Here is a 13,378-nt window from a genome sequence, read left to right on the forward strand (position 1 = left end):
TTGTGGCTTGGCGAATGGATCAATAGAACATTACAAGAACATACGTGACCGACTCCGCCGCCCTTATCGCCCATCTGCGGCAACTGGCCAACGCCTCTTCTCATGAGGCGGCGGAGGCCGAGGCGCCGGATGCCTGGCTGGCGGACGGGCTGGCAAAGGGCCAGCTGCATGAAATTTTTGCCGTCGACGACGCCGACGGGGCCTGCGCGGCGGGCTTTGCGGTTGCGCTGACCCTGGCGGCGCGCGGCACGCCGCTGCTGTGGTTGCGCAATCAGGATACGGAGCGTGCCGCCGGGCGGCTGCACGGACCCGGGCTGATCGAGATGGGGCTGAACCCTGCCGCGCTGGTGCTGGCGGTGGTGGAGGACGATGCGGCCTTGCTCCGCGCCGCCGCCGATGCCGCGCGCTGCCCCGGCCTTGCGACGCTGATCGTGGAAGGCCGGGGCCGGATGCCCGGATACGACCTGACCGCGACGCGCCGGTTGATGCTGGCGGCCGAAGTGTCGGGCGTCACCATCCTGGTCCTGCGCGTCGATGCCGAACCCAGCCCCACCGCCGCGGCGACGCGCTGGGGGGTGACGCCGGCCCTGTCCGCCCGGCTGGAGGCGGACGCCCCCGGCGCCCCCGCTTTCGATGTGGAATTGCTGCGCCGACGTCGGGGGCCTGCCGGCACCCGCTGGCGCGTGGAGTGGAACCGTGACACGCAAAGCTTCGATCCCGCGCCGCTATCTGGCGCTTCACTTCCCCTGGGTGTCGATCGAGCGGCTGCGCGGATGCCGCCCGCACCTGTTCGTCGGCCGCGATGAGGCATCCGTCGCCTTTGTGGAAACGCTGGGCAATGCCGTGCGCCTCGCCGCGCTGGATCGCACCGCCACGTCGCTGGGTCTGCGTCCCGGACTGACGCTGGCCGATGCCCGCGCCCGCGTGCCCGAGCTGGAGGTGTTTCCCCACGACCCGCATGCCGATCTGGAATGGCTGGAGCGGCTGGCGGACGGTTGCGCGCGCTACACGCCGTCGATCGCGCTCGACCCGCCGCATGGGCTGATCCTCGACATCGCCGGCTGCACCCACGCCTTTGAGGGCGAGCGGCGGCTTGCACTGGATGTGGAGGAGCGGATGGCCCGTCGCGGCATCCTGGTGCGCCACGCATTCGGCGATACGCCGGAGGCGGCACGCGCACTCGCCCGCCATGCCGGTGGCCCGGCGCCGGACGAGGCGCGCGCGATCCGCCGCCTGCCCGTCGCCGCGCTCGAACTGGATGACGATGCGACCGCGGCGCTGGTCGCGGCCGGGCTGAAGCTGGTCGGTGACGTCATGGCGCGCCCGCTGTCCGCCATCGCCGCGCGCTTCGGGGCGGATGCGGCGACCGCGATCCGCCGGCTGGCGGGCGAGGCGGAGAGCCCGCTCACCGTCCGCCAGGCCGTCGCCCCCATCAAGATCGAACACCGCTTTGCCGAACCGATCGCCCGGACCGAGGATGTGCTGAGCGTGATCGGCGACCTTGTGGCGGAGGCGGGCCGTTATCTGGAGGAACGCCACCAGGGCGGTCGCCGGTGGGAGGTGCGGCTGTTCCGCGCCGATGGGCAGGTGCAACGGCTGCGCATCGAAACGGGGCAGCCGACACGCGACCCGGCACTGCTGCTCCGCCTGTTTCGCGAGCGGATCGATGCGCTCGCCGATCCGCTCGATCCCGGCTTCGGCTATGACCTGATCCAGCTCGACGTCGCTCTCGCAGAACGCCTGGATGCCAGTCAGTTACGGCTGGAGGGGGGGGCGGTGCAGGCCGGCGAGGTGGCGGCGCTGGTCGACCGGCTCAGCACCCGCCTCGGCCGCAGCCGCGTACGCCGCATCGCCCCCCGCAACAGCCACATCCCCGAACAGGCCGAACTCCTGCTCGCCGCCGCCACCCCCACCCCGCCCGACACCGGCTGGCTCACCCCCGACCCCGGCGAGCCCCCACTACGCCCCATCTACCTCTTCGACCCCCCCCAACCCATCCAAACCCTCGCCGCCGAAACACCCGACGGCCCCCCCGCCCGCTTTCGGTGGCGGCGGCGGTTGCATGATGTGGCGCGGGCCGAGGGACCGGAGCGGATAGCGGGCGAGTGGTGGCGCCGGCAGCAGGCGATTCCGACGCGCGACTATTACCGTGTGGAGGATGTGCGCGGCCGTCGCTTCTGGATCTTCCGCCACGGTCTTTACAGCGAAACCGAACGCCCCCGCTGGTACGTGCATGGCCTATTCGCATGACACCCGACCCGCCCCGCTTTGCCGAACTGGTCGCGGCGACGAACTTCTCGTTCCTGGACGGGGCTTCCCATCCCAGCGACATGGTGATGCAAGCGGTCGCACTGGAGCATGCCGGGATCGGGATCGCCGATCGCAACACCGTGGCAGGAGTAGTGCGCGCCTATGATGCGCTATGCCGGGCGCAGCGCCGGGTAAAGGATGACGGCCTGCCGCCGCTTTCCTTCAAACTGGCCGTGGGTGCACGGCTCGTCTTCACCGATGGTACACAGGACATCGTCACCTATCCGGCCAATCGTGCCGGATGGGGCCGCCTGACGCGGCTGCTGTCGCAAGGCAATCGCCGTGCACGCAAAGGCGGATGCATCCTGGGCTTCGACGATCTGCGCCGCCATTTAGGCGATCTGTTGCTGATCGTACTGCCAAGCAGCAGTGCCCGGCCGGTGGAGCCGATGCCGGGCGCGATGCTGCCCCCGGATCGTGGCGACCCCAGCCTTGCCGCGACGCTCAGCATGCTGGCATCGCTGGCACCCGGCCATGTCTGGTTGGGTGTCTCCATGCCCAGGGCCGGTGCCGATCGACGCCGCTTGAGGCGTCATGCCCGTTTGGCGGCCTCTCTTGGCGTGCCGCTGCTCGCCACCGGCGATGTCCGCTATGCGCAGGCCGAGGATCGTGCCCTGCACGACATCGTCACCTGCATCCGCGAAGGACGATCGATACAGACATCAGGCCGCCTGCTTGCCGCCAATGGCGAGCGCTATCTGAAGCCGGCATCCGAAATGGCCCGGCTCTTCGCGGATCAGCAGGAGGCGTTGGCGGAAAGCCTGTTGTTGCTGGACCGGATGGAATTTTCGCTCGACCAGCTACGCTACGAGTATCCGCACGAGCCGGTGCCGCCGGGCTGGAAAGCGCAGGACTGGCTGGAACATGTCGCCTGGCAACATGCCATCGACCGCTATGACGGCTATGTTCCCGATCGCATCGTCACGCTGTTACGCGACGAGTTCGCCCTGATCCGTGCACGCGAATATGCGCATTACTTCCTGACGGTCTACGACCTGGTCCGCTTTGCCCGCGCGCTCGATCCGCCGATCCTGTGCCAGGGACGCGGATCGGCGGCCAATTCCGCGGTCTGCTTCCTGTTGGGCGTCACTTCGGTCGATCCGATGCGGCATGACCTGCTGTTCTCGCGCTTCGTCTCGGCCGAGCGTGACGAGCCGCCCGATATCGACATCGATTTCGAACATGAACGGCGGGAGGATGTGATCCAGCACATCTATACGCGCTACGGTCGCCACCGCGCTGCGATCGCAGCAACGGTTATCCACTACCGTCCCAAAAGCGCAGTGCGCGAGGCCGGCAAGGCGCTGGGTCTGACCGAGGATGTGACGCAGCGGCTGACCAGCACCGTTTGGGGCAGTTTCGCCGACCATTTCGAAGAGAAGCGTTTTCGCGAAACCGGCTTCAGCCTCGACAATCCCGAGATTGCTCGGTTGCGCATGGTGGTCGATCGCCTGCTGACGTTCCCGCGCCACCTGTCGCAGCATGTCGGCGGTTTTGTGCTCACCCAAGGACGCCTGGACGAGACCGTGCCGATCCACAACGGTGCGATGGAGGGTCGCACCTTTATCGAATGGGACAAGGACGATATCGACGTACTCGGCCTGATGAAGGTCGATGTCCTGGCCCTCGGCATGCTGACCTGCATCCGCAAGGCATTCGACCTGATGGAACGCCACGGCCTGGGGCGCCACAACCTGGACGATGTCGCGATGGATGAAGATCCGCGCGTGTACCAGATGCTGCAAAAGGGCGACAGCATCGGCGTGTTCCAGGTGGAAAGCCGTGCGCAGATCAACATGCTGCCCCGGTTGAAACCGGAAAAGCTCTACGATCTGGTGGTACAGGTGGCGATCGTCCGCCCCGGCCCGATCGAGGGCGACATGGTGCACCCCTATCTGCGGCGGCGCGCCAAAAAAGAAGCGGTGATCTTCCCCTCCCCTGATCCCCGGCACGGGCCAGCCAACGAACTGCATGCCCTGCTCGGCGAAACCTATGGCGTGCCGTTGTTTCAGGAACAGGCGATGAAGCTGGCTATCGTCGCGGCGAAATTCACGCCTGATGAGGCGAACCAGCTTCGCAAGGCGATGGCGACGTTCCGTCATGTCGGCGGTATGCATGATTTCCACCGCAAGCTGGTCGAAGGCATGGTGAACCGCGGCTATCCCCGCGACTTTGCCGAACGCTGCTACAAGCAGATCGAAGGGTTCGGCTCCTACGGCTTTCCCGAAAGCCATGCCCTGTCCTTCGCCCGGCTGGTCTATGTCTCGTCCTGGATCAAATGCTTCCATCCGGCGGTGTTCGCCTGTGCGATCCTCAACTCGCAGCCGATGGGTTTCTACGCGCCGGCCCAACTGGTCCGCGATGCGATCCAGCATGGGGTAAAGGTTTACCCGGTCGATGTGAACGCCAGCGCGTGGGACAATACACTCGAAGACTTCGCGCTTCGCCTGGGCTTCCGCCAGATCGACGGATTCCGCGAAGCCTGGGCGGCGCAGATCGTCGCGCATGCCCCCTATGCCGCGATCGAGGATCTCGCCGCGCGCGCCGGCCTGCCGCAACGCGCCCTGACCCTGCTCGCGGATGCCGATGCCTATCGCTCGCTGGGGCGCGATCGCCGTACCGGCCTGTGGGAGGCGCGACGCACGCCACCCAGGCAGCTGCCCCTCTTCGCCGCGATGGAGGCGCCCGAACTCGCCCCCGAACCCGATGCGAAGCTGCCGCCCATGCCCCTCGCCGAGCAGGTTGCGAACGACTACCGCGCCACCCGCCTCTCGCTCAAAGGACATCCGATGGCGTTTCTCCGCCCGCTTTTCGCGGCCGAGGGCGTGCTGTCCTGCCGCGATGCGGAGGCGATGCGCGACGGCACCCGCGCCCGGGTGGCCGGCGTGGTTCTGGTCCGCCAGCGCCCCGGCAAGGGCAATGCGATATTCGTCACGATCGAGGATGAGACGGGGATCGTCAACGCGCTGATGTGGGCGCGCGATTTCGAGGCGAACCGGCGTGCGGTGATGGCGGCGCGGCTGATGGTGCTGCACGGGGTGATCCAGCGTAGCGAGGAAGGGGTGATCCACCTGATGACGGTGCGGGTCGACGATCGCAGCGACGAGCTTGCCCGCCTGTCCGACGGCCAGCCGATGACGCCGCCGATCGCGCGCGCCGACGGCGTGCTGCGCCCGGTCTATACGCGCAGCCCCGACCCCCGCGCCGCCCATCCCCGCGATGCCCGTCTGTTGCCGAAGTCGCGGGACTTCCATTGATCGCACGAAGCGCCCACATAGGCGCACAAGAAGAACAGGAGTTGCACTTGGCCACCTTGGGAATGTCCGCCGCCGAGAAGGACGCGGTCACCGCGTTCCGCCACGACGTCGTCGAACCGTCGATGACGAAGCTGGTGATCCTGGATTTCTGGGCGGAATGGTGCGGGCCGTGCAAGGCGCTGACCCCGATTCTGGAAAAGGTCGCCGCCGCCTATGCCGACAAGGGCGTGGTGCTGGCCAAGGTCGATACCGACAAGAACCAGTTCATCGCCACGCAATTCCAGATCCGCTCGATCCCGACCGTGTACGCGATGTTCCAGGGTCAGTTGGTCGCCGACCTGACCAGCGCGCGCACCGAAAGCGCGCTGCGCACCATGCTGGACCAGTTGCTGCGCCAGTTGCCGATCCAGTCCGAGGCGGGCGAGGCGGAGGCCGAACTGGAACCGCTGATCGCCATGGCCGAGGAGGTGCTGGGCGAAGGCGATGCCGAGCGTGCGCTGGCGATCTTCGACCAGCTGGTCGAGATGGCACCCGAGCATCCCGCCGTGCTGTCCGGCCGCATCCGCGCGCTGGTCGCGGCCGGCCGCAACGACGAGGCGGAAGCCGCTATCGCCGCGTTGCCCGAGGAACTGGCCAAGGATGCCGGCATCCAGCGGGCGCAGGCGACGCTGGTCCTTGCCCGCTCCGCGCCCCCGGTGGCGGACCATGCCGGGCTGGCCGCCGAGGTGCAGGCCAACCCGGACGATCATGAAAAGCGCTTCGCACTCGCCAATGCCCAGATGGCCGCGGGCGACCGCGACGGCGCGGCGGACAATCTGCTCCACATCGTCGCTGCCGACCGGACATGGAACGAGGACGCCGCGCGCCAGCAGCTCCTGAAGCTGTTCGAGGTGGTGGGGATGACCGACCCCTGGGTTTCGCAACAGCGCCGGCGGCTGTCGGCGATCCTGTTCGGATGACCAGGCTTTCGATCTTCCCGCTGCCGGGGGCGCTGCTGTTTCCCGGCATGCACCTGCCGCTGCATATCTTCGAGCCGCGCTACAGTGCCATGGTCTCGGACGCGATGGCGCGCGACCGGCGCATCGGGATGATCCAGCCTTCGGGCGAGGGCGAGGTGCCGGCGCTCTACAATCTCGGCTGCGTCGGCAAGATCGCCGAGGTCGAGGCGCTGGACGAGGGACGCTACAACATCATCCTGGAGGGCGTGGCGCTGTTTCGCGTCGTGCGCGAGTTGAAGGTATCCACCCCCTTCCGCCAGGTCGAGGCCGAGTTGCTGGCGGTCGAGGATGACGAACAATTGTCGATCGCCCGCCGTTCGTCGCTGGAAATGGAGTCGCGCCGCTTCGCCGACCTTCAGGGTTATGCGGTCGACTGGGAAGCGGTCAGCCGGCTGGACGATATGAGCCTGGTCAACGGCATCGCCCAGATCGCCCCCTTCGACTCTGCCGCCAAGCAGGCGTTGCTGGAGGCAAGCGATATCGAGACGCGCGCCGAACTCATCATCCAGCTGATGCAATTCTTCGGCCGCCACGACGGCGAAGACCGGGTGACGCTGCAGTGAGGAACGGGCAATGACCCTCGACCCCTGGCTGCTCGAACGCCTCGTCTGTCCGGTGACGCGTCAGCCCCTGCGCCACGACGAAGCCGCGCAGGAACTGGTGAGCGAAGCCGCCGGCCTCGCCTATCCGATTCGCGACGGCATTCCCGTGATGCTGGTGGAAGAGGCTCGGGAAATCTAAACCAGCACGCCCTGCAACAGCTTGGGCAGTTCTCCGCTTTCGCCGCGCGCTTCCGCCATGAAGCGGCCTTTCAGCGGCGGGATGCGGTTTACCGCGGAGATACCGAAGCGCCGTACCGCGCTCGCCGTCCTGCCCGGAACGCCGAACAGGCGGTTGAGCACGTCGGTCGCCACCGCGACCATCATCGTGTCGAGGCCCCGCCACTGCTGGTAGCGCGCCAGCAGCGCGGCATCGCCCAGGTCCAGCCCGGTGCGCTTGCCCTCCACCAGCACCTCGACCAAAGCGGCCACGTCGCGGAAGCCCAGATTGAGCCCCTGCCCCGCGATCGGGTGGATGCCATGCGCGGCGTCGCCGACCAGCACCAGCCGCTCCGCCGTCACCCGCGCGGCATGGTGGAAACCGAGCGGGTAGCTCGCACGCGGCGAGGCTTGGCTGAGCTTGCCCAGAAACCCGCCCATCTGCTTTTCCGCCTCCGCCAGAAAGGCGCGGTCGGACAGTTTGAGCATCGCCGGGCCATCGGCACCCTTGACCGACCAGACGATCGCGGAGCGGTGGCCGATCTCGTCATCGGGCAGCGGCAGCAGCGCGAAGGGACCGGTCGGATAGAAGATCTCGAACGCGATGTTTTCGTGGGCGCGTTCATGATGGAAGGCACCGATGATCGCGGCATGATCGTACTTCCAGCGCGCCACGGTGATCCCGGCGGCCTCGCGCGTCGGCGAGTTGCGCCCCTCCGCCGCGACCAGCAACGGCGCGCGGATCACGTCGCCGGTATCCAGCGTCACGGTCACGCCGGCGGGGCCGCGCTCGACATGGGTGGCCCGCGTCTTCATGCGCAGGTCGACGCCGTCCGCCGCCACCGCGGCCTCATGGATCGCGGTGCGCAGCAGCTTGTTCTCGAACATCGTGCCGAGCGCACCGTCATCGGCGTCGGGAATGAAATCCAGCGCCCCCGGCTCCAGCCCGTCGCTGACCCGGATGTGCCGGATCGCGCAGCCCTTGCCCGCAAGCCGTGCCCCGATGCCGATCGCATCCAGCATCCGCCCGCTGGCGCTGGCCACCGCAGAGGCGCGGCCGTCGAAGCCGGGCGCCAGCGTGACCGCCGGATCGGCGGGGTCGATGATGATCGCGTTGAGCCCATGCGCGGCAAGCCCGACCCCCAGGGTCGCACCCACCAAACCGCCGCCCAGGATGATGACGTCGCTGTTCATGCCTCGCTCTACCTCCCGCAGCGCTCCGCTACAACGCCGCTCCCTTGACGCCGCTCCCCCCGCGCGCAATGGTTTTCACCGTTTCTTCAGAATATCCGGGGTTTTCGACCATGGCGAGCCGCGCGCAGCCCGTATTGTGGCGCGAGACGATGAAGGCGGGCGCGGTGCGCAGCGGCGCACTGGTCACCGCCATCGCGATCTTCGTCACCACCGCGATCCTTGCCCTGGCGCTGGCCAGCTATCACGGCAACGACCCGGCGCTGAACACCGCGTCGGGGGCGTCGCCCGCCAATCTGGTCGGTCATCCCGGCGCCTGGATCGCCGATGTCGCGCTGAGCCTGTTCGGTCCGGCGGTGGCGCTGCTGCTGCCGATCGGCCCGATCCTGGGGCTGCGGCTGTGGCGCGACCTGCCGCTGGGGCGCTGGGTCCGCATGTTGCGCAGCACAACTTTGGGCGTTGCGCTGATGGCGAGCGCCTTGGCCTTCGTGTCCGATGCATCGGTGATGGCGCTGCCCGCCGGCTGGGGCGGCATCGTCGGCCTGGCCGTCGCCGGATCGGTCGACTGGGCGCTGGCCTTTATCGGCGAGCCGGTCGCGGCGCTGTGGATCGCGCGCGGCATCGGGCTGGCGCTCGCCGTGGCCGGTATCCTTGTCTGGGGTCGCAGCCTGGAGATCGACCTGGGCGACCGCCGCTTCCGCTTCCGCCGCCGCCGTGCGCGGGCCAATGCACTGGCCGGCGAGGACGCCTGGATGGGCGACGAGGACGATGACGAGGAGCCGCTGACGCTCGCGCGCCGCGCCCTGCCGCAGCGTGCGCCGGCGGAGGCCGATCCGCGTCCCGCCCCCGTCATCGCCGATCGCCAGATCGCGCCGGCCCCGGCCAAGGCCAAGGCGCAAAGCCCCGCGGAACCGCGCGACAGCTATGTGCTGCCCGATCTCGACCTGCTGGTGGAGGCGCCGCCCTCCTCCGCGGGGCCGGTCGACAAGGCCGCGCTGGAGCGCAACGCCCGCCTGCTCGAAAACGTGCTGGACGACTTCAAGGTGCAGGGCGCGATCACCGAGGTGCGCCCCGGCCCCGTCGTGACGATGTACGAGCTGGAACCCGCGCCCGGCATCAAGGCCAGCCGCGTCATCGCGCTGGCCGACGACATCGCCCGCAACATGTCCGCCATCTCGGCGCGGGTCGCGGTGATCCCGGGCCGCAACGTCATCGGCATCGAACTGCCCAATGCCAAGCGCGAATCGGTCAGCCTGCAGGAGCTGGTCGGCTCGCAAAGCTTCGAGGATCAGGCGGCGCAACTGCCGATCATCCTGGGCAAGAACATCGCGGGCGATCCCGTCGTCGCCGATCTGGCGCCGATGCCGCACCTGCTGGTCGCGGGTACCACCGGATCGGGCAAGTCCGTCGGCCTGAACTGCATGATCCTGTCGCTGCTCTACCGGCTGACCCCGGACCAGTGCCGGATGATCATGATCGATCCGAAAATGCTGGAACTCAGCATGTATGACGACATCCCCCATCTGCTGTCGCCGGTCGTCACCGATCCGGCAAAGGCGGTGCGCGCGCTGAAATGGGCGGTGGAGACGATGGAGGATCGTTATCGCCAGATGTCGTCGGTCGGCGTGCGCAGCCTGGCCAGCTTCAACGACAAGGTGCGCGCGGCGCGTGCCAAGGGCCAGCCGCTCGGCCGCAAGGTGCAGACCGGCTATGGCGAGAACGGCCAGCCGCTCTACGAGGAGGAGCAGCTCGATTATCAGGTGCTGCCGCAGATCGTCGTCATCGTCGACGAGCTGGCCGACCTGATGATGACCGCGGGCAAGGAGGTCGAATTCCTGATCCAGCGCCTCGCGCAAAAGGCGCGTGCCGCGGGCATCCACCTGATCATGGCGACGCAGCGCCCCTCGGTCGACGTCATCACCGGCGTCATCAAGGCGAACCTGCCGACGCGCATCTCCTTCCACGTCACCTCCAAGATCGATTCGCGCACCATTCTGGGCGAACAGGGTGCCGAGCAGCTGCTGGGTCGCGGCGACATGCTCTACATGCCCGGCGGCAAGGGCATTGTCCGCGTTCACGGCCCCTTCGTCTCGGACGACGAGGTGCATGCGGTCGCCGATCACTGGCGCTCGCAAGGATCGCCCGATTACATCTCGTCGGTCACCGAGGAGCCGGCGGAAAGCTTTGCACTGGACGGTGCGCCCACCGGCGAGGATTCGGCGGAGGACCAGCAGTACCGCGCCGCGATCCAGCTCGTCTGCGAAAGCCAGAAAGCGTCCACCTCCTGGCTCCAGCGCCAGCTTCGCGTCGGCTACAACTCGGCGGCGCGCCTGATCGAGCGGATGGAGACCGACGGCGTCGTCAGCCGCCCCGACCATGTCGGCCGGCGCGAGGTGCTGCGCGATACCGAGGGACATCCGATCTGATCGGGGAACGATCGTAACGCTGCCGGACCTTTCCACGCTTCAATCGGTTGTCGGTCGGACAAGGGTTCGAAACGGGGTTGGACTGAATGCGCAAGGATCGTGTGGCCGCGGCGGTGCTGGCGGGCATGCTATGGACGGGGAGCGCACATGCGCAGCAGGTCGATGTCGGCGCATCCCCACCGCCCCCCGAAACCGCGCAGCAACCGCCCGAGACGAGCAGCGCGGACACGCAGCGCCAGCCGAACACGGGCGCCGGCCGATCGCCCCGCAACCGCCAGCGCGATACTTCGCCTTCCGCGCTGACCGCCGATACGCAGAACGCGCCGCCGCCCGGGCTGATCGGCGACTGGCAGGAGATCCGGACGCGGCTCGGCCGGCGCGGCATCGGCCTGACTGCGCGCTACGCGTCGGAGAGCGGCTATAATTTTGCCGGTGGCACGCGAAAGCTGTTTCGGGAGACGGGCCAGTTCGACGTCGGCACGCTGCTCGATCTTGAAAAGCTGATCGGGCTGGGCGGCGGCGCATTCCAGGCGACGGTCACGTGGCGCCGCGGTTACGACCTGACAATGGATGCCGGGCTGGGCACGCTGCAACAGGTGCAGGAAGTCTATGGCCGCGGCCAGACGGTGCGCGTGACGCAGCTTTGGTACGAACAGAAGATCGGCCCTGCGGTAGAGATCAAGCTGGGCCGGACGAATCCGGGCGAGGACTTCGCGGTCTTCTCCTGCCACTTCATGAACCTCAGCTTTTGCGGTGCCCAGCCCGGCAATCTGAACGGCAGCTACTGGCAGAACTGGCCCATCGGCCAATGGGGCGCGCGCGTGCGGGTGGACCTGCCCCGCGACTTCTACGTGCAGACCGCGGCGTACGAGATCAATCCGCGCAATCTGGAGAACCACTTCTTCATTGCGCATTTCAAGGGTGCGACGGGCGTGCTGGTGCCGGTGGAGGGCGGATGGTCGCGCGGTGGCGACGATGGCCATGTCGGATCGTACAAGATCGGCGGCTGGATCGCGACGGAGCATGGCGACGACGTGTTCCTGGACGTGAGCCGCCGTCCGATCGCGATCACCGGCATGGACCCGCTGCGCCGCGACAGCCGCTACGGCGTCTACTTCACGATGCAGCAGCAGCTTACCGGCGAGTCGAAGGACGGCAAGGCGATGAACGGCCTGTCGATGTTCGCCAATGTCACGCAGGCGGATCGCCGGACGAGCGTCACCGACAACCAGGTGGCCCTTGGCCTGTTCTACAAGGGGCTGGTGCCGCATGTGCCCGGCGACGTTCTGGGCATCGGCGTTGCGCGTACCAACGTCAACGGACGCGTGGCGGCCGGGCAGCGGCTCGATCCCGCCCGCCCGGCGGTACAAGGCGCCGAATATGCCGCCGAGATCTATTACAGCATCCACCCCGCCGACTGGCTCGAGATGCGGCCGAACCTGCAATATATCCATCACCCCGGCGGCGTCGCGGCGGCCGACGACGTGGCGGTGCTGGGCATGAAGGCGGCCATCACACTGTAGCCGCAACCGAAAACGCGCGGGAGTTCACAGCCGGTTCAACGCGGATGGGACAAGCCCCCGCTCCAAGGAGACATGCATGTTCGTTTCGCGTTCCATCCTCGCCCCCGTCGCGGCGGCCGTCGCGCTGATGCCCGCCCCCGTTCTGGCGCAGGCGACCGGCGATCTGGCCGCGGTTCAGCGGCACCTTCAGTCGGTGACGACGATGACCGCCGATTTCAGCCAGACCGATCGCGCCGGCAAGGTGCTGACCGGCACGGTGACACTGAAGAAGCCGGGCAAGATCCGCTTCCAATATGAAAAGGGCGTGCCCCTGCTGATCGTGGCGGAGGGCGGCGCATTGACCTTTATCGACTATTCGGTGCGGCAGGTGCAGCGCTGGCCGATCCGCAATTCGCCGCTGGGCGTGCTGCTCGATCCCGATCGCGACATCACGCGGTTCGCCAGGATCGTGCCTTCGACGGATCAGCGTCTGGTCTCGGTCGAAGCGAACGATCCGAAGCATCCCGAATATGGCCGGATCACGCTGGTCTTCGCGCGCGATTCGGCGGCCCCCGCCGGATTGATGCTGCAAGGCTGGGTGGCGCTGGACGGCCAGAATAATCGCACCACGATTCGCCTGTCGAACCAGCGCTTCGGCATGCCGGTCAGCGACAGTACGTTCCGCTGGAACGACCCACGGAGAGGTGGACGACAAAACTGAATGGAAACCAACAGTTTCATTCATCCGGGCGACAGGTAGGTCGGCCTAATACCGGTCTTGCGGTTGTGGAGCGTCCGGGATTTCCCCCCTGTTGCCCGGATTGTTGACCACATCCCGCCTGCGTGACGAACGCTAGGTCGGCCCTCGCTCCATGCCCCCGGAGCGGGGGCCTTTCTGCGTAGGGGATCGAGCATGCTGCGCATCTCGCTCCCCGA

10 protein-coding genes are annotated in these 13,378 nt (G+C 67.6%); 9 read left to right on the forward strand and 1 reads right to left on the reverse strand.

Annotation, left to right across the window (positions count from 1 at the left end):
* The first annotated feature begins 44 nt into the window (after positions 1–44).
* From NPJ82_RS00555 to NPJ82_RS00580, 6 genes are all read left to right on the forward strand, one after another.
* Positions 45–806 (forward strand): hypothetical protein, encoded by a 762-nt coding sequence (locus NPJ82_RS00555; protein ID WP_342658004.1) that lies wholly within the window; start codon positions 45–47, stop codon positions 804–806.
* A complete protein-coding gene (locus NPJ82_RS00560; protein WP_342659044.1) occupies positions 715–2,250 on the forward strand; it encodes a DNA polymerase Y family protein in 1,536 nt (511 codons plus the stop codon). The genes NPJ82_RS00555 and NPJ82_RS00560 overlap by 92 nt, the downstream gene beginning before the upstream one ends.
* The gene (locus NPJ82_RS00565) at positions 2,247–5,567 is read left to right on the forward strand and encodes an error-prone DNA polymerase (protein WP_342658005.1); all 3,321 of its coding nucleotides are present in this window, start codon (positions 2,247–2,249) and stop codon (positions 5,565–5,567) included. Before NPJ82_RS00560 ends, NPJ82_RS00565 begins: the two co-directional genes overlap by 4 nt.
* Before the next feature lie 62 nt (positions 5,568–5,629).
* Entirely contained in the window at positions 5,630–6,526 is an 897-nt protein-coding gene (locus NPJ82_RS00570) for a tetratricopeptide repeat protein (protein ID WP_342659045.1), read from the forward strand.
* Entirely contained in the window at positions 6,523–7,128 is a 606-nt protein-coding gene (locus NPJ82_RS00575; protein ID WP_112383883.1) for an LON peptidase substrate-binding domain-containing protein, read from the forward strand. The genes NPJ82_RS00570 and NPJ82_RS00575 overlap by 4 nt, the downstream gene beginning before the upstream one ends.
* Before the next feature lie 10 nt (positions 7,129–7,138).
* On the forward strand, positions 7,139–7,306 hold the full coding sequence (locus tag NPJ82_RS00580) for a Trm112 family protein (protein WP_149681375.1): 168 nt from the start codon (positions 7,139–7,141) through the stop codon (positions 7,304–7,306).
* On the opposite strand, the gene NPJ82_RS00585 is transcribed toward NPJ82_RS00580, so the two are convergent.
* Complete coding sequence (locus tag NPJ82_RS00585) at positions 7,303–8,517, reverse strand: UbiH/UbiF/VisC/COQ6 family ubiquinone biosynthesis hydroxylase (protein WP_342658006.1); 1,215 nt, start codon at positions 8,515–8,517, stop codon at positions 7,303–7,305. The two genes, NPJ82_RS00580 and NPJ82_RS00585, sit on opposite strands and share 4 nt — an antisense overlap.
* Positions 8,518–8,627: 110 nt before the next feature.
* On the opposite strand from NPJ82_RS00585, the gene NPJ82_RS00590 reads away from it, so the two are divergent.
* The 3 genes from NPJ82_RS00590 (at position 8,628) to NPJ82_RS00600 (ending at position 13,163) form a co-directional block, all read left to right on the forward strand.
* On the forward strand, positions 8,628–10,940 hold the full coding sequence (locus NPJ82_RS00590; RefSeq protein WP_342658007.1) for a DNA translocase FtsK 4TM domain-containing protein: 2,313 nt from the start codon (positions 8,628–8,630) through the stop codon (positions 10,938–10,940).
* An 86-nt stretch (positions 10,941–11,026) separates the two neighbouring features.
* Entirely contained in the window at positions 11,027–12,463 is a 1,437-nt protein-coding gene (locus tag NPJ82_RS00595) for a carbohydrate porin (RefSeq protein ID WP_342658008.1), read from the forward strand.
* A gap of 76 nt (positions 12,464–12,539) precedes the next feature.
* Positions 12,540–13,163 (forward strand): outer membrane lipoprotein carrier protein LolA, encoded by a 624-nt coding sequence (locus tag NPJ82_RS00600; protein WP_342658009.1) that lies wholly within the window; start codon positions 12,540–12,542, stop codon positions 13,161–13,163.
* Positions 13,164–13,378 lie beyond the last annotated feature (215 nt).

The organism is Sphingomonas sp. NY01, from assembly GCF_038809135.1.
Taxonomy (GTDB): Bacteria; Pseudomonadota; Alphaproteobacteria; order Sphingomonadales; family Sphingomonadaceae; genus Sphingomonas; species Sphingomonas carotinifaciens.